The sequence below is a fragment of the Gammaproteobacteria bacterium genome, assembly GCA_016712635.1.
Lineage (GTDB): Bacteria > Pseudomonadota > Gammaproteobacteria > SZUA-140 > SZUA-140 > JADJWH01.
Window position 1 is genome coordinate 160,001 of record JADJQS010000001.1, and the last position, 22,068, is coordinate 182,068.

General features: G+C 66.0%; 11 protein-coding genes. 5 read left to right on the plus strand and 6 right to left on the minus strand.

Annotated features, from left to right (window positions below; all coding sequences use genetic code 11):
• Nucleotides 1–367: 367 nt before the first annotated feature.
• The 6 genes from IPK65_00655 to IPK65_00680 form a co-directional block, all read right to left on the minus strand.
• Nucleotides 368–2,095 carry an SBBP repeat-containing protein gene (locus tag IPK65_00655; protein MBK8161693.1) on the minus strand — a complete coding sequence of 576 codons (1,728 nt, stop codon included), beginning with the start codon at nucleotides 2,093–2,095 and terminating at the stop codon, nucleotides 368–370.
• 76 nt (nucleotides 2,096–2,171) lie between these two features.
• Complete coding sequence (locus IPK65_00660; protein MBK8161694.1) at nucleotides 2,172–5,006, minus strand: hypothetical protein; 2,835 nt, start codon at nucleotides 5,004–5,006, stop codon at nucleotides 2,172–2,174.
• Between the two features lie 172 nt (nucleotides 5,007–5,178).
• Complete coding sequence (locus IPK65_00665; GenBank protein ID MBK8161695.1) at nucleotides 5,179–7,104, minus strand: tetratricopeptide repeat protein; 1,926 nt, start codon at nucleotides 7,102–7,104, stop codon at nucleotides 5,179–5,181.
• Nucleotides 7,104–9,077 (minus strand): integrin, encoded by a 1,974-nt coding sequence (locus IPK65_00670; protein MBK8161696.1) that lies wholly within the window; start codon nucleotides 9,075–9,077, stop codon nucleotides 7,104–7,106. The genes IPK65_00665 and IPK65_00670 overlap by 1 nt, the downstream gene beginning before the upstream one ends.
• A 193-nt stretch (nucleotides 9,078–9,270) precedes the next feature.
• Entirely contained in the window at nucleotides 9,271–10,200 is a 930-nt protein-coding gene (locus IPK65_00675; GenBank protein ID MBK8161697.1) for a hypothetical protein, read from the minus strand.
• A 24-nt stretch (nucleotides 10,201–10,224) separates the two neighbouring features.
• On the minus strand, nucleotides 10,225–11,184 hold the full coding sequence (locus IPK65_00680) for a hypothetical protein (GenBank protein ID MBK8161698.1): 960 nt from the start codon (nucleotides 11,182–11,184) through the stop codon (nucleotides 10,225–10,227).
• A 509-nt stretch (nucleotides 11,185–11,693) separates the two neighbouring features.
• Here IPK65_00680 and IPK65_00685 point away from each other — a divergent pair.
• From IPK65_00685 to IPK65_00705, 5 genes are all read left to right on the plus strand, one after another.
• Complete coding sequence (locus tag IPK65_00685) at nucleotides 11,694–12,518, plus strand: outer membrane lipoprotein-sorting protein (protein MBK8161699.1); 825 nt, start codon at nucleotides 11,694–11,696, stop codon at nucleotides 12,516–12,518.
• 117 nt (nucleotides 12,519–12,635) lie between these two features.
• On the plus strand, nucleotides 12,636–14,432 hold the full coding sequence (locus tag IPK65_00690) for a hypothetical protein (GenBank protein ID MBK8161700.1): 1,797 nt from the start codon (nucleotides 12,636–12,638) through the stop codon (nucleotides 14,430–14,432).
• 65 nt (nucleotides 14,433–14,497) lie between these two features.
• Nucleotides 14,498–17,011, plus strand: a complete 2,514-nt coding sequence (locus IPK65_00695) for an MMPL family transporter (GenBank protein MBK8161701.1) — start codon at nucleotides 14,498–14,500, stop codon at nucleotides 17,009–17,011.
• A gap of 40 nt (nucleotides 17,012–17,051) precedes the next feature.
• Nucleotides 17,052–17,981, plus strand: a complete 930-nt coding sequence (locus tag IPK65_00700; protein ID MBK8161702.1) for a hypothetical protein — start codon at nucleotides 17,052–17,054, stop codon at nucleotides 17,979–17,981.
• Between the two features lie 21 nt (nucleotides 17,982–18,002).
• A complete protein-coding gene (locus IPK65_00705) occupies nucleotides 18,003–21,971 on the plus strand; it encodes a tetratricopeptide repeat protein (protein MBK8161703.1) in 3,969 nt (1,322 codons plus the stop codon).
• Nucleotides 21,972–22,068 lie beyond the last annotated feature (97 nt).

Genomic DNA, 22,068 nt, shown 5'->3' on the forward strand with positions numbered 1-22,068 from the left:
GCGCTCACGCCCTGGGACGGCAGCACGACGGGGAGATTTGCGGACCCTCCCGCACCGGCCAGATGGAACTTCAAGGCCGACTCCGCCTGTATCGCCGTGATGGACTCGTCCCCGGTGCCGCCCAGATAGGTGGAGAAGATCTGGGAGACCGGCGTGGTCGCATCGGTCGAAAACTGCACCTGGACGACAAAGCCATCATCTCCGCCGAGGCGCTCGACCTGGAACGGCTGCGTCAGGGGCAGGTCGTCGGAACCGGTCACGCCCGCGACAACCACCTGGTCGACGTCGCTCAGCGCGATCGCCAAACCCTGATCCTCGCCGTCGCCGCCGAGGAAGGAGGAGTAATCCGGCACCGATCCGTTCGGGATCAGCCGGGTGACGAAGGCATCGAACGTGCCGCCGCCATAGGTCGGGGTATTGGGCGTGACGGGGAAATTGAAATCGGACGAGGTAAATCCGGTGACATAGGCGTTATGGTCTCCGTCCACGGCAAGGGCCAGCACGCCGTCCGTGCCGCTGCCGCCGAAATAGGTGGAGTAGACCAGCGCGGCGCCGTCAGGTTCGAACTTCGAGACGTACCCGTCAGATCCGCCCCCTGGAAAGAGTCCCGATACGCGCCAAGCGTGGTCGGAAAATCGTCCGAATCCGTGGTGCCCCCGACATAGACTGCGCCCGTCTCGTCGAGCGCCAGCGCCGCGACGTTGTCCGGGCCGATGCCGCCGTGGTAGGTCGAATAGACCAGATCCGAACCGTCGGCGCTGATCCGGGTGACGAAGCCGTCGCTCTGCCCCGCGAGCGCGGGCTGCAGGGCGTCCTCGATCGGAAAGTCGCTGGACAAGGTGCTGCCACCCACGACCGCGTCCCCGCCGGCGCTGAGGGCGATCGCACGCCCGATATCCAGCGCGGCGCCCCCAAGGTAGCTTGTATATTCCACGGTGCCGTCGGTGGCCAGCCGGGCGACGAAGGCGTCCCCGTTGCCGCCATAGGCCGGCTGCGCGGTCCCGCCCGTGGCGGGCAGCGTGGGGGAAAAGGTCTCGCCGGCGATGAATGCCTCGCCCCCGCTGTCGACGGCGATGGCGTTCGATTCGTCGGCGCCGACGCCTCCGATGAAGGTGACATACAGCCGCGCGCCGTCAGGATCCAGCTTGGCGATGTACGCATCGGCACCAGTATTCAAGGGCTTGTCCTCGTCCGCGAATATCGCCGAGTCCGTGCTGCCGGTGACATAGCGGTTTCCGCCCGCGTCCACCGCGATCGCCTGGGCGGAGTCCGCGCCCGCACCGCCGAGGTAGTCGGCGTAGGTGATGACCGGGTCAATGACCAGGCGGCGGGAGGCATCATAGGACCCGACCCGGAACCTGAGCTCCCGCGCCGCGCCGTCCAGCTCGAACGCGGCATCAATGCGTTCGCGCCGGCCGGAATCCTCCTGGTAGGCCACCGGCCGCCGCAGCCTCAGATCGCCCGCCGCGGTGGCCAGCAGCAGATCCCCCGCGGCATCGATCCGGGCGGCATCGTCGGCATCGAAGGCGAGACGTATCACCTCCGGGTCCGCGCCGGGCGCGACGATGAAATCGAATTCCAGCCCGCCCTGCTCCCCGTGATAGACCATGTCGACACCGGGATAGACCGCGGCATACTCCACCCGGGCGTAGTTGGGGACATTCGCCCGCCATGCCCCGGCCTCGTCCCCCAGGTAATAGTGGCTGCGCCCCGGCAGCAGGTCGAGGCCGGCGCCGGCCGCCGCCCCGCTCGCGCCCGCGAGGCGAAAGGCGGCCTGCGCGAAGGCGGGGGCACCTGTGCCGTCGCGCCCGGATGCACCGCGCAGGCGGAACTGCGCGCCGGAGGGTTCAAGCCGCGCCACGTAGCCGTTTCCGCGCGCGATAAAGCGGGAGCGGTCCGTGCCGTCGTCCGGCGCCGGCTCAAAGGCGAGCCCGAGGGCAGGGGTCGCGGTCTGCGCCGGATCGGAGTTCGATGCGGATGGTGCCTTGTCCACCGGCGCCGGACCTCCGTGCAGCATGAGCACGGCGAACAGGGCCGACAGGCCCCCCAGTCCGAACAGGATCGTCTTCAGTCTGCCGTCAGGCTGTAGCGCCATGATGTGCATACTCCAAGTCTAGCATTCATTCCCGCCATGACACGGACGGCCATGGGGAGCGGCAGGCGCCGGCCGATCAGAAAATATAGGCCGCTCCGGCATCCTCGGCGCTGTCGTCATCCTGTTCGTCGCCGACCTCCCCGCCCACGCCGGTCGCATCGCCGTCCTCGAAGGGCGCGCTGACAACCAGCGTGGTCCCGTCGGCGGTGATGTCGAGATCATGACCGAAGTTGTCGTCCTCGCCCGAGGTCGATTCCTTCACATAGACGAGGTCGCTCCAGTCCGTCCCGCTGCGCTCGTAGAGATAGACCGCGCCGCTGTTGGTGCCGGTATTACTGGACTGTTCCCCACCCACACCGGTGGTCAGGCTGTCTTCCAGCACGGCGCCCACCGCCAGCAGGCCCCCATCCGCTGTCAGCGCGACCGCCTGACCAAAACTGTCCAGTGGATCCGTATTCGAGGGCTTCATGTAGGCCTGTGCGGTCCAGTTTGCGCCGCTGCGTGCGTAGACATACGCCGCGCCGCTGTCATCGGCGCAATTGATCAGCACGATGGTCTCGCAATCGTCCACCTCGTCCCCGTCGATGGACACGGCGGCGCTGTCTTCCAGCGGGGCGGTGACCGCCAGGGTGGCGCCGTCGCCGGCCAGGGCGGCGGCATGCCCGAAGTTGTCCCCCGCCCCCGCGTCGGGGAGTCCGGCTGCGTTGGCGGCCTTGATGTAGGCCTCCTGGCTCCAGGCAGCGCCGCTGCGCGCGTACACATACGCCGCCCCGCTGTTCACCAGGCTGTTGTCGCCTTCGCCGCCGCTGGCGTTGCCGTCCTCGAACGGCGCGCCCGCGACCAGGGTATTGCCGTCATCAGACAAGGCGAGGGACCGGGCGAAGTCGTCTCCCGCCTCCGCATTGGAGGCCTTCACGTATTGTTGCGGACTCCAGACAGCCCCGCTGCGCGTATACACATATGCCGCCCCGCTGTCGGCGGCGCTGTTATCCCCCTCGCCGCCGCTGGCATTGCCGTCCTCGAACGGCGCGCCCGCGGCCAGGGTATCTCCGCCCCCGGACAGTGCGACGGCGCGGCCGAAGTTGTCTCCGGACTCCGTATTCGAGGCCTTCACATAGGCCTGCTGGGTCCATGCATCGTCGACATCACGGACAAACACGTAGACCGCGCCGCCGTCGGCGGCCGCGTCGTTGTCCTCCGCGCCGTGCGGCAGGGTTGGAAACACGCCGCTCGCGGAGCTGTCCTCGAATGGCGCGCCCACGGTCAGGGTGCCGCCGTCATCGGACAGCCCGATCGCATAGCCGAACTGGTCCCCCGCGCCGGCGTTGGAGGCCTTGATATAGGCCTGCCGGGTCCAGGTCCCGCCCTCATTGACATACACGTAGACCGCGCCGCTGTCCGCCGCGCAATTCACCGGGGCCGTGGCTGCACAGTCGTCCGCCTCGAGGCCGCCGACGCCGTCCGCGGCGCTGTCCTCCAGCGGAGCGCCGGCGGCCAAGGTGCTGCCGTCGCCGGACAGGGACAGCGCGTAGCCGAAGTTGTCCAGCGTCCCGGTGTTCGATGCCTTGACGTATCCGGTCGCGCGGGCGGAATTGAAATCCGACAGCACGTTCGAGTCGATGCATTCATCATCCACGCACGACTGCACCTTGTACCTGAGATCAAGCCAGTCGTTCAGATGGACATCGACCGCCTCGCTGAACGTCAGGGCGGTGGTATCCGCGCCGAGTTGCGTGTAGTTCTGCCCCGCGTCCGTGCTCTTCAGGATGCGGTAGAAATCGATGCCGCTCACGGGCTCCCATACCAGCCGCAACTCCTTGATGCGATAGTCCGCGCTGAGCGTGGTGCCCTCGCGGCAGTTCACGGCGATATCGGAGACCGGTCCGGCGGTCATCGTGCCGGAACCGTTGATCACGACGCAGCTCAGCCCGTCCGGCACATCGAGCAGCGTCACGTTGTACGTTGCGCCGACGGGCAGCCCGGTGAGAAAGGTGAAGGCGCGGTTCATCCCGAGGCTCAGGTCGTCCGCGCCGTTGTTCTGCAGCACCACCAGGTTGCCGGCGGGCCCGCTGATGTTGCCGCCCACGGTAAAACCGCAACTGACCGCGACATTGGTCACGTTCGCGCCCGCGACCGTTCCGGTCGCGTTCCCGACGACGCAGATTTCGTTGAACGGCTGGGTGTTCACGGTCACCGCATAATCCGCGCCGTCGAAGAACCGGGTGGCGAAGGTTAACGCGCCGTCCTGGGTGAGCGTCAGGTTGTCCGTGCTGTTGTTCTGCAGCACGACCTGGCGCACGCCGACCAGCCCGGTCAGCGTGCCCCCGATGGTGCGCGTGCCGCAGATCACGCGGATATCGGTGATATCGGCGCCGGAGATCTGTCCGGCGGCGTTTTCGACCGTGCACAACTGATTGGCGGGCTGGGTCAGGACGCTCACCGAGTAGGGTCCGCCGTCCACGGTCAGCCTGGTGAAGGAGAAGCTGCCGTTCGCCTCGATCGTGAGCCGCTCGGATGAGTTGTTCATGATGACGAGGCCTTCGCCCGACAGGTCCTCGACGGTACCGCTGACGCGGTAGGCGTTCGTGCAGCTCACGAGCACGTTATCGACGCTCTCGGTCAGGCGCCCTTCGTCGTTCGTCACCGTGCAGAGCTGGGCCGGCGACGCGGGGTTCGTGCGGACGGATATCTTGTAGGGATAGGCGAACGGGTAGGCCTCCGAAAAGGTGTGCGTACCGTTGCTGTTGATCCTCAGCTCATCCGCGCCATTGTTCAGGAGGACGAGCCCGGACCCGTTCAGCCCGGTGACACGCACCTGGACTTCGAAATCCCGCCCCTCCGAACAGGCCGCCAGGACCCACGCCAGCGAGACGAGTATCAGGAGGCGGGCTGTGACGTGGGGACGCATCATGGAATAGGCGGCGCGAGGAATGCGGAGGATCGGGGGATTTGCCGGAAATTATAACAGAACCCGCCACGCCGCCGCAGACAGGGAACGCTGGCACCGATGCGGCCTGGACCGGTCGTGCCCGGACGCCCGGCCCTGCGTTCGACACCGATGCGCATCGATTCCGGACCCGGAGTCACGGCCGATCCTCCGTCCCTTGCTCCACCCGGCGGCGCCACATGGCGCGGTAGGCCGCCTCGATGTCGCGCGTGAGGCCCGCCTCGTCCCGCAGCGGCGAGGCCTCGAGGCGCGCGCGCAGACTCCCGCGCAGCGCCGTCAGCCGCCCGGCATCGTGCGCGAGCCCGACGGCGATGCGCGCATAGCCTGCCTTGTCCGCGGCCACGAGTTCCCCGAGGCCGGCCAGGTCGAGCAGGGCCCGGCCCGAACGCGCCACCGAGGTGACTCCCTCGAGCGTCACGACCGGGATGCCCGACCACAGCGTCTCACAGGTCGTCGTCGTGCCGTTGTAGGGAAAGGGATCGAGGGCGAGATCGATCTGCGCGAGGACATCCCAGTACTGCGGATTGGGCAGCCGGCCGAAGAAGCTGATGCGCGCGGGGTCGATGCCGTGCACGGCGAAGCGGGTGTGAAAGGTCGCGCGGGACGACCCCTCGGGCATGCTGGTCATGAAGAGGCGGGACCCCGGCACCGCATGCAGGATCTCCGCCCACAGCGCGCAGGTCGCGGGCGAAACCTTGGCGAGGTTGTTCATCGAGCCGAAGGTGACGGCGCCGTGCCGCTGCAGGGGCGGCGACGCCGGCATCAGCGGCCAGTCGGCAACCGGGCGATAGCACCACAGGCTGCGCGGCAGGCGATACAGCGCCTCGCTGTGCCAGTCTTCCTGGCCCGGCGGGTCGGTCTCCGCGGTGCACAGCCGGTAGTCGATCGCCGACAGGCCGGTGGTCGACGGGTACCCGAGGTAGGTGACCTGCACCGGCGCCGGCTTGTACGCGAAGGTGAGCAGGCGGTTGTCGGTGGTGTGGGTGTGCCCGGCGAGATCGACCAGGATATCGATCCCGTCCTGGCGGATGCGCGCGGCGAGCTGTTCGTTCGACCAGCCCGTGCACGGCAGCCAGTGATCCATCAGGTCCTTGAGGCGCGCCGTCACCCCGTCCTGGCGCGTATGGTTGTAGTAACCGAAGACCTCCACCTGCGCGCGGTCATGGTGGGCGAGTATCGGCTCGATGAAATACGCCACCGAGTGGGCATGGAAGTCCGGCGAGAGATACCCTACGCGGAGCCGCCGGGCGGGATCGCGGTCATTCGGGTGTGCCGGCCAGGATGGCCTGAGCGGCGCCTCGAAACGCCCGGCAAAACGCCGGTGTTCGGCCAGCGTCTGCGCCGGCACGGTATCGTCCAGGTACTGCAGCGCGTACAACAGGGCGCTGTGCGCCTCGGCGAAATCCGGCTGCAGCGCCAGGGCCCGGCGGAAACAGGCGACGGCCTCGCCCACCCTGCCGCGCTTGAAGTGCGCGGTGCCCAGGTTGTGGTGCGCCGCGCCAAGGCGCGGATCCTGCGTCAGGACCTTCTCATAGCAAGCGGCCGCCTCGTCGAGCCGGCCCTGGGTAAGCAGGATGTTGCCGAGATTGAGTCGTGCGGCGACATGATTCGGCCGCAGTGCCAGCACGCGCTCGAAACACGGAACGGCCTCCTCGAAGCGGCCCAGCCTGCACAGGACCAGCCCCAGCTCGGACACATACGCGGATGACGCAGCGTCGGCCCGGGCCGCATGCGCGATCAGATCGGCGGCGATATCCAGACGCCCGGCGTCGCGCGCGAGCAGGCCGAGCCGGTACAGCGCCTCGGGGTGCCGGGGCTCCAGCCGCAGCACCTGCTTGTACAGGGCCTCCGCCTGCATGAGCAGCCCGGCGCGGTGAAACTCCTGCGCCTGTTGCAGCAGGGGCTCGATCGCGCCGGGCGGTGTATCGGGGACAGATTTCAAATCTGTCCCCAACCTGGCGGTCCCCGATTTGTCGGAGGGGACGCCGCGCGCCAGACAGCACTTCTTGTATTTCCTGCCGCTGCCGCAGGGGCAGGGATCGTTGCGCTGCGGCGCGGTCATCAAAAGAGGTAAACCGCCCCGCTCTCCGCCGGGGTTCCGCACAGGCCCAGATCCGGCTGCATCTGATTATTGGTCAGCCCGCTGTACACGGGTTTTCCGGCCACGCCCGTGAACGGGCAGTCGTTGCCGATGTCCCCGACCGCGAGCTTGGTGCCGTCCTCGGACAGCGCGAGCGAGAAGCCGAAGCCGTCGTCCGTCGTCGCCCGCTCGCCGGCGGAGGACTTCAGGATGGCAAAGAACGCCTGGTTGCGATACACGTAGGCGGCGCCGGAATTGCGGTTCGAATTCCGCCGGCTGACCGAGGCCGGCGGGACATTGATGCCGGAGACGAAGCTGTCCTCGCGCGGCGCCCCGACGACCAGGACCGCGCCGTCCCCGGAAAGGGCGACCGAGGTACCGAATTCATCGCAGGAGGACGTGGTTCCACCGACACAGACGCCCGCCTCCGTGTTGGAGGCCTTGACGTAGGCATCCTGGTCCCACTGGCTGCCCGAGCGGCTGAACAGGTAGGCCGCCCCGCTGTTGAGGGAGCAATTGACCCGCGCATCCTCGGCCAGATCGCAGTCGTTGACCGCGTTGCCGCCCACCCCCGTCGCGGCGCTGTCCTCCAGCGGCGCGCCGACCGCCAGCACACCGCCATCCGTGGACAGGGCCAGTGCGCTGCCGAATCCATCCTCCTGACCGGGCGTCTGCGCCTTGAGAAAGGCCTGCGCGTTCCACTCGCCCGCGGCACGCGTGAAGACATACACGGCGCCGCTGTCGGACAGGCAGTTGTCCTGCGCCTGCGCGCTGCCGCAGTCATCGTTGGCGCCGAAGCCGGCGCTGTCCTCTCCGTTGGCCCCCACGGCCAGCGTGGCGCCGCTATCCGCCAGCGCGACCGCGATGCCGAACCTGTCGCCGCCCTGGGCGTTGACGGCCTTGATGTAGGCCTGCTGGCCCCAGCCCGCCGTGTCATCGCGGGTGAACAGGTAGACCGCGCCGCTATCGACGGCGGCGTTATTGTCCTCAGTGCCGTGCGGCAACACCGTAAAGACGCCGGTCGCATCGCTGTCCTCGCTGCTCGCCCCCACGGCCAGCGTGGCGCCGTCGCCGGCCAGGCCGAGGGCGCGGCCGAAGCCGTCGTTCGCACCTGTATTGGAGGCCTTGATGTAGGCCTCTTCCGCCCACAGGCCGTCCGTGCGCCGGAAGACATAGACCGCGCCGCTGTTGGGTGCGGCAAGATCCCCGCCGACCGGGTCGACGCCGGTGAGCGAACTGCTGTCGCCGACCGCGCCGACCGCGAGCACATCGCCGGCGCCGGACAGCGCGACGGCACAGCCGAAGCCGTAGTTGCCCGCCTCCCGGCTGCCGTTCAGCTTGGCCTGCTGGACCCATTCGGCGCCGGTGTTGGTGAACAGGTATACCGATCCGGTGTCAGCAATGATCCCCTGCGGACAGGTGCCGACCGCGAGCGTCCCGCCGTCGGCGGAGTAGGCCATCGCGTAGCCGAACTGGCTGAAGGCCGCGGGATCGAGCGGCTTCATATACCCGATCATGCTCACCGAATCCGACGGGCTCACGTCGAGGGTGTCATCGGACCCCGTGCAGCCCTGCGCATTGCAGGCCTCGAACATGTACTTGCCGTTGCTCCAGTCGGTCAGGTGCAGCCTCAGCGTCGCGGTGTAGCTGAACGGACCGTCGCCGATGCCGTCGATCACCCCGCTGATGTCGCTGAAGCCGGCACCCGGCCCGGGCTGTTCGAGGATGCGGTAGAAGGAGGTCTGCTCGACCTTGGCCCAGATGAAACTCAGGCTCTTGAGGCCGTAACCGGAAAACAGGAGCTGGCCGGGCGGCGGCGGGACCGTGGCGCCGGCGCCCTCGTCCACCTCCTCGAGGCCGCCGATCGGGATGGTCTGCTCGACGCAGGCGGACAGACTGAACAGGGACGCAAGCAGCAACAGCATCCGCAGCCCTGTGGCCGGGGCACCGCTCATCAAGATGTCGCGACTGCTCTGAGACGTCCGCATATCGACTGCACAAAGGGGTTGATAATCAGACTGCGCAACCCGCCGTAAGTTCGTCGCCGCCGGGGCATACCCTGCAAAAAGTGAGGGGGCATTGCGCCCCCTCCGAAGTAAATACTGCTTTGTAAACTATTATGTTGTAGCGATCGTCACGCCAGCACGATCAGGGCGGGCCGGAGGGCGCAGCGCCCAGATCCCACAGCGCCGCATCCCAGTCCCACGAGCCGTTGGCGGTGAACTGGCCCAGAGGGCCCTGCGCCATGTAGGTCGAGGAGCCGACTGCGACGTTGGTGCCCGGAGCGGTCACCGCGATCGAACCCCAGTTATTGAACTTCTGGTAACCGAACTGACGCAGCGAGGCCGCGTAGTTGCCCGGCTGATCCGCACCGATCCACACCGCGCTGATACCGTCCGTCGAGGCATAGGCCAGCGCCGGCATCACCGTGCCACCCAGCGTACCACCAGCGGTCGGCATGAACGCCGCACCGTCGATTGCTGAGTAGGTGAACTTGCCCGGGTTGGTGCCCTGGACCTGGTCGATACGCTGACGCATGTTGCCGTTCACGCCATCCTGCTGGAAGGTCTGACCGGCCGTGGCGATCGTCTGGTTCATGTACATCTCCGCGCCGCCGCCGCCGCTGGACGGAATGGTGATGTCACCGTCCGTACGGAAGGAAGCCTCGTAGATATCAACGCGGAAGTCCATGCCGGCATCCACAATTCCCTGTGTCACGGCAATGTTGTTGGTGAGAACACCGCTGGCCAGCGTCTCGGCTTCCTGCCAGAACGTCAGGCCCGCAGTCGGGGTGCCGTTCGCGTTCTCTTCCACCACGATGGTGCGGATGAAGGAGACGCCGGAACCCGGATCGGTGACCTGCTGCATCAGCATACCGGTGCTGGTGGCATCCAGGGACACGCAGGTCCACGTGGAGGCGCACTCAACCGAGGTATCGGTGATGGTGCCGTTGGTGACCGAGTACTGGTCAAAGCTCAATGGTGCATTGTGTGCTGCGGCAGAACCCGCCAGGGCTGAACCCGAAATCAGCAACCCTCCCGCGGACGCCATCGCTAAAGCTATATATTTGCGATTCATGATTACTCTCCTATCTAGGCGTCGTTAGGGAATGACGAAGTCATTGGTGTAGGTGCCCGGGGCCGGAGGAGCTAACAACCCGGTGTTGATCGAGTTGGTGAAGTACTCCTGCGGCGTGTTACCGAACAGGGCGTTGTTCCAGCCGAACTGCGTACCGCTGATCTCAGCGCTCGGGCCATTCAGGGTGATCGCAAAATTACCCAAGCCATCCCGGTTGCTCGCGTCGATCGAGGTGCCGCCGACGTTGGTCTTCGCGCCCGCGGTGGTGACCACCGTGTAACGCTGCAGACCGAGGGTCCGGTTCTGGAAGGCACTGACGCCCGAGGCCGCCTGCGTCAGCCACACCGCCGTGACGGAGTTGCCGGCCGCATAGGCCAGGGTCTGGGAACCTTCAGTGATGCTCGGATCCAGCGTCAGGGTGCCGCCCAGTGAGACGTTGTTCGAACGACGCACCGTGATCGTACCCTCGTTGCCCGTGCCGCCGCCGGCGACACCGCCGGTGGAGTAGGCGTTCAACTCGAGGTAGCCCACGCCGTTCTCATGGAAATGCCAGTCCATGCGACGGGTGGTCGCGCCCAGACCCTGTTCCTGATCCAGGACGACCGGGGCCAGGCTGCCCGCCTGCAGGGCGCCGCTGTTGATCTCGGCCATGGTCGACATCTGGTCGTTGCCCAGCACGGAGCCGCCCTTGATGACGCTGCGGTTGGTGTAGTTGTTGCCGCCGCCGCCGTCGACGCCGATCTGGCCTTCAACGCGGAAACCCAGGGCCTGTACCGAGGCCAGGTCCGTCGCGGTGGTGCCTTCGTCGACTACGATGGTACGGAAGTAGGAAACGGTGGTGTCAGCGTTGTCCACCATCTTTTGCTGCAGAATGCCGTTGCCGGTGGCATCCAGGTTGGAACACGTATGGCCCGCCGGGCAGGTCGCCGTGATGGTACCCGCGTTAACCGTCCACGCGTCGTAGCCACCGATCGGTGCCGCCATGGCAGCGCCGCTGATGAAAATCGCGGCTGGCGCCAAGGACAGAGAAGTTAGTTTCTTCATTTGTCTCTCCCAAAATATATATGCGTTAGGTCGAATCCCTTCTCCACGAGCGAGAAGGTTTCCGTCAGCAATTGCTGCGCAACCACGTGATCCATCCGGTTACTATGGAACACGGTGTCAACGCAATGGACGCAAGCACCGTAGAACACGAAAGCGCGAGCGTCCCTTCTCCTTCTGAATTTCTTTTTGGAGTGAGCTTCCCTTCTAAGGGAACTTTGTACTCCTCGGGCATTCAAAAGTCAATGACAAAAGTAGTAGTAAGGTCGTTGGGGGGCCGAGATAACGTTGTGAAAATATTGGAAGAAATCACACAGCACTGCCGGGTGAACCCATACGGAGACCAGTCTATCAGACCGGCCCCACCCGTGCCCTCGCCTTCTCTTAATGATCAGATCTGCTACAATGCGATTCCGAAAAAAATTCCAATGACGGAGGGGACTTCTATGCGTATGACAGGCGCCTTGATGGTGCTGGCACTGGGCGCGGCGGCCTGGGGCACGGCGGGTGCGGAAGAGGCCGCCACGGCGGCCACCGGCGACGTGAGCGCCCGCGATGTCGTGCAACAGTGCAACTTCAAATATCCCGGGGAAGATCAGCAGACGCGCCTGGCCATCACCCTGCGCGACAAGGACGGCAACGAGAAGAAGAACGTCTATCGCCGTTACTGGAAAGACTACAAGGGCAAGGGGGATATCGCCGACAAGATGCTGCTGGTCACCGAGTTCCCGCCGGACGCGAAGGGCTCGGTGTTCATGCGCTGGGGATATTCCAGCGCGGGCAAGAACGCCGACCAGTGGGTCTACCTGCCGGTGCTCAAGAAGACCCGCCGCGTCTCCGTGCGGGACCCGGGCGAAAGCTTCCTGGGCTCCGACCTGACGCACGCCGACATCAGCGGCCGCGGCCTGGACGAGGACGACCACACGCTGGTCAAGACCGAACAGCGCGGCGAGGAGACCATGTATATAGTGGAAAGCGTGCCGCGCGACGCGTCGAGTGCGCTCTATTCCAAGGTCCTCTCCCTGTTCGTCAAGCCGGGCGCGGAGTGGGCGGACTGCTCCAAGCGGCAGGTCGAGTATTTCGACCGGCGCGGCGAACCCCTCAAGCAGCAGGTGATCTCCTGGCAGCGCTCCGGCGATGCCTGGCTGTGGAACGAAATGACCGTGCGCAACACCCAGACGGAACACACCTCGATCTTCCAGGTCACCGACGTCGAGACCAACGTCGGCCTCAAGGACGACGTCTTCACCGAGCGCAACCTGACCAAAGGGCACTAAAGGAAGCGCGGCGGGCTTCCGTAATACAGACTCGATCGTCATCTGGTCTTCATGCGGCAGGCGGCCGGCCGGGGCAACCCGGCCCGGCCGCGCCTTGATTCATCCGAATTCTTGATCTTGCGCGGTACTATGCGGGGAATCTTCGCCTGGGAACACTCGGAACATCGGCCGGCCCGGAGCGCCAATGGATTCCTGTTCACCGCCCTCCTGACCCTGCTCTGCACCGCACCCGCCGCCAGCGCACAGGCCCTGGACCCGCCGCCGGAAGCCCCGGCCGTGGAGGCGAGACCCGCACCTGTGTCACCGGGCGCCGCGCAACCCGTGGCGGAGGGTCTGCTCCAGGCGCCCGCCGGCGCCGCGACGGAGGACGTGTCGAATGACGCGCCCGAACCGGGACCCGAATCCGGCCCGGATACCGGCATCAGCCCTGAAAACGCCCCCGACGATCCGATACCCGAGACCGCCGGCCCCGACACAGGCGCCGGGGCCGGGAGCGAGGCGCTGGCCACCCCCCCGCCCCCGGCAGACGCCGGAGAAACACCCGCGGCGGGAGCCGCGGAAGGCGACCCTGCCGACGCGGGGGGGTTCTTCTCCGACATCGCCTGGAACGGATTCCTCAAGAACGAAACCGCCTTCCGCTTCCGGGAACCGCGCTCGATCACCAAGATGCGCAACACCGCCGGGCTCACCGGCGTCTATGCGTTCAACCCGACCTACCGCATGACCGCCTCCGGCTGGGTCTATTACGACCTGGCCTACGACGTGTTCGACTACGACACCATCGTGGCGCGCCTGGAGCGGAACTCGGACGAACCGCTGACCTTCCTGTTCAACCTCGGCAAGGAGAAGGATTCCTTCGACGCCGACCTGCGCGAGCTGTACCTCGACATGATGTACGACAGCTTCGACATCCGCCTCGGCCGCCAGATCGTGGTGTGGGGCGTGCTGGAAGGTGTGCGCATCGTGGACGAGATCAACCCGCAGGACTTCCGCGAAATGATCATGCCCGACCTGCTCGACTACCGCATACCGCTGTGGTCGGCCAAGGTCGACTGGTATCGCGACGAAGGCACATGGGAATTCCTGTGGATCCCCGACATCCGCTTCCACAAGCCGGCCCCTCCCGGCTCCGAATGGGAGTTGCTGCAGAGGGTGCCGGGCACGATCTTTCCCGACACCTATGAACCGGAGAACTGGGAATACGGGCTGCGCCTCAGCACCACCCTGTGGGACGCGGACATGACCTTCAGCTATTTCTACACCTGGGACGACTTCCCGGTGGTCTTCCGCCGCATCCTGCTCAACCAGCTCGACACGGAACCGCAGTTCCTGCCGACCTTCACCCGCATCACCATCTACGGCACCACCATGAGCAAGCAGGTCGGCGACTTCATCCTGAAGGGCGAGCTCGCCTATGTCACGGGCAAATATTTCGCGGTGGACAACATCGACCGGAACGCGGACGGCGTGCTGGATTTCCTCGGCGAACTCGAGCGCGACCACGTGCGCTGGGGACTGGGCGTGGAATTCAACTGGAACGGCATGGACATCGCGCCGGGCATCACGCAATGGATCATCCCCGAATACGACCCCGCCATGGTCCAGGACCAGATCGACACCAGCATCAACCTGTTCCTGCGCAAGGAATACCCGCGCAGCTCCATGCTGTTCGAGCTGCTGCTGATCCAGTTCACCAGCCTGAACGAGCTCTATATCAACCCCGAGTGGACGTTTTTCATCTCGGACCGCTTCCAGATCGCGGCCGGGATGGACCTGTTCGCCGGAAAAAAATCCCAGTTCGGCGTCCTGAGCAATCCCCTCGGCGCACCGCTGGTGCGGGACCAGCGCTCGCAGTTCGTCGGAAACTTCCACGACAACGACCGCTTCTACCTAGAATTCACCTACAGCTTTTGACGATACCAGGCGATGGATAACGATTACATAATACCGGCGTCAGCCCCCAATCGAGCGGAGTACCCATGAGAAACTGGCACAAGCTTGTCACCCGCTTTCCCAAGGTGATCATCATCCTGACCGTGGCAATCACCGTCTTCCTGGCGCTGCAGCTCAAAAACCTGCGCTGGGAGACCGATGCGCGCGTCTACCTGCCCAAGGGTCACCCGGCGATCCATTACGACGAGAAGGTCGCCGACCTGTTCGGGGTGAAGGATTCGCTCATCATCGGCATCGTCAACGAGGAAGAGGGCGTCTTCAATCCGCAGACCCTGGCGCGCATCAAGCGCATCACCGACAAGATCACGACCCTGCCCGGGGTCATCGCGAACCGTCCGGTCGACATCGCCTCGCTGTCCAGCGCCGCGATCTTCACCGGCGACGAGGAGAGCATCGGCTCGGTGCCGCTGATGACGGAGGTGCCGCAGGACCCCGCCGCCATCGGGCAGCTGCGCGCGCTGGTGTACGCCAACGCCGACCTGTTCGTCGGCAACATCGTCTCCGCCGACGGCAAGGCGGCCATGATCCGCGCCCGGCTCAAGGAAGGGGCGGTCAACCGCTACATGAGCTACTGGCAGATCAAGGGCATCATCGACGCCGAAAAGGGCGGCGCGGACGGCGGCGCCGGCAACTGGCCAGGCGGTGGCGGGAACTGGTCCGGCAAGCAGCAGTGGGGCGGCGGAGCGGACGGGGGCGGCCAGTGGTCGCCGGAACAGCAGTCGCAGTGGCAGCAGCAGAATGCCGGCGCGAAACAGGGTGACGCCGCGCCGGTCGTGGACAACGGCGACCGCTTCTACCTCGGCGGCCGTCCCGTCATTGAGGTCACCTCCGGGCTGCACGCCATGGAAGACATGAAGCTGATGCTGCCGCTGCTGCTGCTGGCGCTCGCAGTCAGCCTGTTCCTGGTGTTTCGCACCGCGCGCGGCGTGTTCCTGCCGCTGTTCGTGATGGCGGGCGCCACCGTGTGGACACTCGGCATCTCGGCGCTGCTCGACGTGCCGCTGTATACCATCTCGACCATGCTGCCGGTGATCCTGGTCGCCGTCAGCATCGGCGACTCCGTGCACCTGATGAGCCAGTACTACGACCAGGTGGTGCAGGACGCCCACCGGCCGAGTTCGGAGATCGTCACCGAGGTGCTGCAGCGCATGGGGGCGCCGCTGCTGGTGACCTCGGTCACCACCGCGGTCGGCTTCCTGTCGCTGGGCCTGGCCGAGATGCCGCCGTTCGTCGTGTTCGGCCTGTTCACCGTGCTCGGCATCGGCATCAGCTGGCTGCTGACAGTCACCTTCATCCCGGCGGCGCTGACCCTGATGAAGCCGAAGGTCGGCAACTATCTGGCCAAGCGGCGCACGCTGCGCGTGCACTCCGAGCAGGACCGCCTGACCAAGTTCCTCGTCGACCTCGCCGGGCTGCTCTACCGCCGGCGCGTCCCGGCCATGGCCGTGCTGCTCGTCCTGATGGCCGTCGCCGGCCTGGGCGCCACGCGCATGTACGTCGACTCGAGCTGGATGAGCGATTTCCGCAAGGACAGCGAGCTGGTGCAGGCCAACGACATGTTCAACGAGAAATTCGACGGCACGATCTTCCTCAACATGGTGCTCGAGGGGGACCGCAAGGACACCTTCAAGGACCCCGACCTGCTGCGCCGCGTGGAGACGGTACAGGAGTTCGGCGAAACCCTCCCGCTGGTGGGGGGCGCCCGCTCGATCATCGACTACATCAAGAACATGAACAAGACCCTGCACGCCGGCGACCCGGAGTTCAACGTGCTGCCGGCCACCGCGGCCCAGATCGGCGAGTACCTGTTCCTGTTCTCGGTCTCCGGGCGGCCCGAGCAGCTCGACGAGGTGATCGACTACGACTATCAGCGGGCGCTGGTGACCTTCGCCATCAAGACCGACCACACCCAGGATCTGCAGCGCATCATCAACAGCATCCGGCAGCTCGCGGAACAGCAGCTCTCCGGCACCGGCGTCGAGGTCAATTTTGCCGGATCCGCCAACAACTCCGACATCTGGGCCCAGCTGCTGATCTCCAGCCAGACCAACTCCATCCTGTGGTCGAAGGTCGTCATCCTGCTGATCGCCGCGCTGCTGTTCCGGTCCTTCATGACCGGTCTTTTCACCGTCATTCCGGTGAGCCTGACCACGCTGTTCATCGCCGGCATCGCCGGCTGGACCGGCATCCCGCTCGACGTTTCGACCGCGCTTGCCGCCGGCGTGGCGGTCGGCGTCGGCGTGGACTACGCCGTGCATTTCATTTACCGCCACCGCTTCGAATCCCGGCGCAGCGGCGGCGATGCCCTCGCCACCACCCAGGCCGCCATGCGCGGCATCGGCAAGACCATCGTGTTCAACGCCGCGATCGTCAGCGTCGGCTTCGCGATGCTCTTCTTCTCCCGCTTCCCGCCGCACGTGAAGCTGGGCTACTTCGTGGTCGCCTACATGATGCTGAGCTGCGTCATGGCGCTGATCACGCTGCCGCTGCTGCATTACTTCCGGCAGCAGCGCGCAATGAAGGCGCAGGAGGCCGAGTGAAACCGGGCGCGCGGCGGCCGAGCGGAGTATCCGGGTGCCGATGCGACCAGGAATAACATGTCCGCGGCGCGGAGCGGCATGGGCCGCCGCCCTGCTGCTGGCGGCCCTGTCGCCGCCGGCCGCCTGGGGCCAGGAGGATGCCGTCACGCGCACCTGGGGCGTGGCGCCCTATTTCGGCCTGAATCAGCCGAAGCTCGACGACCTCAATAAAGGGGAGTTCCAGGCGCCGTACGAAGGCGGCGCGCAGTTCGTGGACCCGGTCGCCAACAACACCGACGGGACCTTCAGCTACAACACACCGGTCGCGCCGTTCAATCCGGGCACGCTGACGGGCCTGGAGTTTCAATGGCGCCTCAACGACAAACACTCGTTCCTGATGGGCGCCTCCACCTGGCAGGCCACCAGCACCTCCGCCAGCACCGGCCTGTTCCCGATCCAGGGCGCGTTCGAGGTCGTCAATGCCCAGCGCAGGGTCAACCTGTCCTACAACGAATTCTTCCTCGGCTGGCGCTACAACCTGTTCGCACGGCCCAAGACCTACCGTTTCTATGTGTCGGCCACCCTGCACCACCTGTACGACATCGATTACCGCGAGGACTTCACCGGCGTCTTCCTCAGCGGCGACATCCGCCAGTTCCGCAAATCGCTCATCATCCGGGCGCAGGCCACCGGTCTCCCGCTGCTGGAGGGCGCGGCGGGCGGCGAGTGGTTCCTCACCGACTGGCTGGCGCTCGGCATCGAGGGCGGCTATGACTTCGGCCTCAAGAAAGCCGAGCTCGAAGGCGTCGGAAGGATCCCGGTGACCAGCGATTTCCTCGCGACGGACAACGTGCAGTTGCGCCCGCCCATGGTCATGGATCTGCAGACCCGGCAGATGACGCACAAATCGGTTCCCGGCGGCGACTACGAGGTGACGCGGCTGGATTTCAGCGGCTGGCGCCTGGTCATGAAGGCCACCCTCTATTTCTGACGCCCCGGCATGACACACCGCATGAAAACCCGCATCAACCCCGGCCGGAGGCGCACAGACCAGACGAGGCCGCCGAACCGGCTGCTGTGGGCGGCCTGCCTCGGCGCCTCCCTGTGCGGCGGAATACACATCCCTGCGGCGCTGGGGCAGCAGGGGCCTGACGCCTTCCTGTCCGCCACGGACATCTCGGATCTCATCGCCGAGGGCCGGAAGCGCATCAGCGGCGGCGACCCCCAGGGCGCCCTGCAGGAGTTCGAACAGGCGCTGGCGCGCGATCCGGAAAATCCCCAGGTCCTGTATTTCCTCGGCAACCTCTACCTGCAGCTGCAGCAGCCCGAGCTCGGGCTCAAGTACCTTACGCGCAGCGTCGAGCTCGCCCCCGACAACTTCCGCGTGCGCATGGTGCTCGCCAAGGCCCACGAACGTTTCGGCAACCTCAACGACGCCATGCGGGAATACCAGAAGGTGATCAGCCTCGCGCCCGACAGCCGCGAGGCACAGGAGGCGGAGGAGCGCAACCGGGCGCTGGCGGAACAGACCCGCATCACCTCCCCGGCGGTCGCCGTCTCGCCCGCGGAGATCTCGGCGCTGGTGACCGAGGCCACGCGCCTGCGTACCGAGGGGGACCTCAACAGCGCGCTGGTGCTGTTCAGGTCGGTGCTGGTCCACGAGCCCGGCAATGTCGAGATCCTGATCCGCGCCGGCGAGATCCACATTGCGCTCGACCAGCCGGTGCCGGGCATCAAGTACCTGGAACGCGCGGCGAAGCTTGCGCCCGAGCGTTACGCCCTGCGCATGCGGCTCGCCGACCTCTACGAGCAGCACGACGTCCTCGGCGCGGCCTACCGTGAATACCGCGCCATCGCCGCCGCCGCGCCCGACAGGCCCGAGGGCGTCGAGGCGGCGCGGCGCGGACCGCTGCTGGCCGAGAAGATACAGGCGCGCCTGAAGTCAGAGACGATACTCGACCGCGGCATCGAAGACCTCAGCGCGGAAGGCAGGAAACTGCTTGCCGACCAGGACCCGCAGGGCGCACTGCGCGCGTTCAAGGGCGTGCTGGCGCTGCAGCCGACCAACCTCGAGATCCTGTTCTACGTCGGCACGCTGCTGCAGCAGCTCGGCCAGCCCGTGGCGGGAATCAAGTACCTCGAGCTCGCCGCCACCCTGGCGCCGGAAGTCCCCCTCACGCAGATGACGCTGGCGCAGGGCTATGAACGCTACGGGGCCATCGAGGATGCACTGCTAGCCTACGAAAGCGTCATCAAACAGTCCCCGGCGACCAATGTCGGCGTCGAGGCGCAGGAGCACGCGCGCGTACTGACCGGGCGGCAGCGCGTGCTGGGAGACGACGCGATCATCCTGTCCGCCGGCATCGACACCCTCATCGCCGAAGGCAAGCGCCTGCTCTCACAGGGCGATCCCCAGGGCGCGCTGCGCATGCTGAGCGCGGTGCTGACCCGCGACCCCGACAACAAGGAAGTCCTGCTGCTCGCCGCCAGCATCTTCCTGCAGCAGGACCGGACCCAGGAAGGGCTGCCCTACCTCGCACGCAGCGTGGAGCTGGACCCCGGCAACTACCCGTTGCGCCTCTCCCTCGCCCAGGCATACCAGCGCATCGGGCTGATGGGCGACGCGCTGGGCCACTACCAGAAGGTCGCCGACGCCGCGCCGGGCACGCCCGAGGCGGTCGAGGCGAATAAACGCCTGCGGCTGCTGACCGGTCTCCGCCGTCTGAGCGAGGGCGAGGCGGAGCAGGCTATGCAGATTTTCATCGCCGTGCTGACGCAATACCCCGGTGATCCCGCCGCCTTCGGCGAGGCGGTCACGGCATTGTCCCAGGCGGACCGCGCCGCGGACGCGCAGACCATGCTGGACAAGGTCATCGCCGCCGCCCCGCGCGAGATCCTGCCCTATGTCGTTGCCGCCGATGTCTCGGCCGGCGCGAACGACTACCCGAAGGCCATTGCGCGCTACGAACAGGCGCTCGCCCTGGCGCCGCCAGGCTCGCCCCAGGCCCGCAGCATCAACATCAGCCTGGTCAAGATCCGGGGGCACCAGGCCCTGCAGAGCGAGTCCTTCGCCGCGGCGAAGGACCTGTTCGAGGAACAGCTCAGACTGGAGCCCGGGGACCGTGCGACGCGCCTCAATCTCGCCACCGCCTACCGCGGCATGAAGGAAAACACAAAGGCGGAGGAGATCCTGCTCGACGTGCTGGAGCAGCAGCCTGCCGACCTGGAGGCGAGGCTGCGGCTCGGCGCCCTCTACCTTGAGATGAAGCAGCCCCAGGACGCCGCGCGCGAATTCGAGGAGATCAAGATCCGCGGCCGCGGCACCCCGCTGGCCGGACAGGTCGACCAGTTGCTCAAGAACATCTACGCGGACGAGCAGGGCGCGGAGATCAAGACCGCGATCCAGGACGAGATGATCAAGGACTGGCGCGACCGGCTGGCCGAAAAGCCGGACGACCTGCCGGCGTGGTCGCAGCTCGCCCTGCTGAGCCTGCAGCTGAACCGCAGGGAGCAGGCCATAGAGGCCTTCGAGAACATCGTCCGGATCAATCCGGACAACTTCCCGGCGCAGGAAACGCTGGCGGGCATGTACGACGAGACCGGCGCCCTCGACAAGGCGGAGACGCTTTACAAGAGCATGCTGGAGAAGGAACTGGGGCCCGATGAGCGGACCGGCATCGAGGACAAGCTCGCGCTGCTTTCAGCCAAGAAGGCCTTCAACGAAGGCAGGGCGGCGGTGGCGGAGACGGGGTTCAGGCAGATCATCGAAAAGCATCCCGACGACCTCATGTCGCACTTTTATCTCGCGATCATCTACAGCGACAAGGAGCGTCCCGAGGACGCCGCCCGCCAGTACGAGGAGGTCGTCCGCATCGCCCCCAACCACGCCGCGGCCCACCTGAACCTCGGCCTGAGCTACGAGCAGAGCAACCGCGAGGAGGACGCGCTGGATGAATATCGGGCGGCCATGCGGCTCTCCCCTTCGGAAAGCCTGCGCGAAAGCGCGGCCGCGCGCGTGAAGGCACTGGAAAACCGCATCGACGGCTTTTCCTATTCCATCAACTATTCGACGAGCTACAGCTCGAACAACAACCTGACCCGCGACGACCCGCAGCCGGAATACCGCACGGACATGAGCGGCAGCATCAACTACCGCCGCAAACTCTACCTCCGGCCGCTCTATCTGGGTCTGGTCTACAGCCCGTCGTATTCCACCTACTACAACTCGCAGTTCGACCTGTTCAACACCAGCATAACGCCGTATCTCACCTTCGCCTGGAGGGACCTCGATTTCTCCGCCTCGTTCACCGGCAGCATGCTGGAGGGGCTCGCGACGGAGAGCAAGATCAACGAGACCTACAGCTTCAACAGCGACGTCGCCGGCAACATCCGGATCCCCGCCCTGATCCCGTGGCTGGCCTCGGACGCGATGCGCGAGGAGGCGCCCGGCAGCTGGCGCCTGACCTTCGGCGCGCGCAAGTTCGAGTCCGCGACCTCCCCGATACTGAACTCCCTGAACCTCAGCTTCGGGGCGACGCTCAGTCAGACGCTGGGCAACAGCTGGAGGTGGTCCGGCGGATACACGCTGACCAGCAACGAAAACGCGGATAACTTCAGCTCGGACCAGGCCTATGTCAGCCATGGGTTCGCCCTGCAGTTGAGCAAGGTTGTCGCCCCCGGCCTCAGCGTCAACAGCGGCTACAACTTTTCCCTGGCCGACTACGTGAACCCGGACTCCGCCACGCTGTTCACCGAATTCCGGAGAAATTTCTCCCACAATCTCTCCGCCGGCGCGACGTACTTCGTCAGTTCGAAGCTGCGCCTGTTCGCCAACCTCTCCTGGCAGCTCAACGAGTCGAACCTGCCGACCGGCTTCATCCTCTCTCCCGAGGACGTCGGCACGGCGGTCGGCATACAGAGCTCATCGCTCGGCGACTATATGAACGTCTCGCTGTCCGCGGGCGCGGCGCTCAGCTTCTAGGGACCGGCGCGCGCGGAACTAGTACATGCGGATGCAGTCACACTACTATAATCACAGCGGGACCCGTTCCGTGGCATGTGCCTCCGGAGCGGACATC

What these genes read in the sequence shown, in the direction of transcription:
- IPK65_00655 (MBK8161693.1), bottom strand. Translation starts at nt 2,095, where the DNA reads ATGGCGCTACAGCCTGACGGCAGACTGAAGACGATCCTGTTCGGACTG.
- IPK65_00660 (MBK8161694.1), bottom strand. Translation starts at nt 5,006, where the DNA reads ATGATGCGTCCCCACGTCACAGCCCGCCTCCTGATACTCGTCTCGCTG.
- IPK65_00665 (MBK8161695.1), bottom strand. Translation starts at nt 7,104, where the DNA reads ATGACCGCGCCGCAGCGCAACGATCCCTGCCCCTGCGGCAGCGGCAGG.
- IPK65_00670 (MBK8161696.1), bottom strand. Translation starts at nt 9,077, where the DNA reads ATGAGCGGTGCCCCGGCCACAGGGCTGCGGATGCTGTTGCTGCTTGCG.
- IPK65_00675 (MBK8161697.1), bottom strand. Translation starts at nt 10,200, where the DNA reads ATGAATCGCAAATATATAGCTTTAGCGATGGCGTCCGCGGGAGGGTTG.
- IPK65_00680 (MBK8161698.1), bottom strand. Translation starts at nt 11,184, where the DNA reads ATGGCGGCACCGATCGGTGGCTACGACGCGTGGACGGTTAACGCGGGT.
- IPK65_00685 (MBK8161699.1), top strand. Translation starts at nt 11,694, where the DNA reads ATGACAGGCGCCTTGATGGTGCTGGCACTGGGCGCGGCGGCCTGGGGC.
- IPK65_00695 (MBK8161701.1), top strand. Translation starts at nt 14,498, where the DNA reads ATGAGAAACTGGCACAAGCTTGTCACCCGCTTTCCCAAGGTGATCATC.
- IPK65_00700 (MBK8161702.1), top strand. Translation starts at nt 17,052, where the DNA reads ATGCGACCAGGAATAACATGTCCGCGGCGCGGAGCGGCATGGGCCGCC.
- IPK65_00705 (MBK8161703.1), top strand. Translation starts at nt 18,003, where the DNA reads ATGAAAACCCGCATCAACCCCGGCCGGAGGCGCACAGACCAGACGAGG.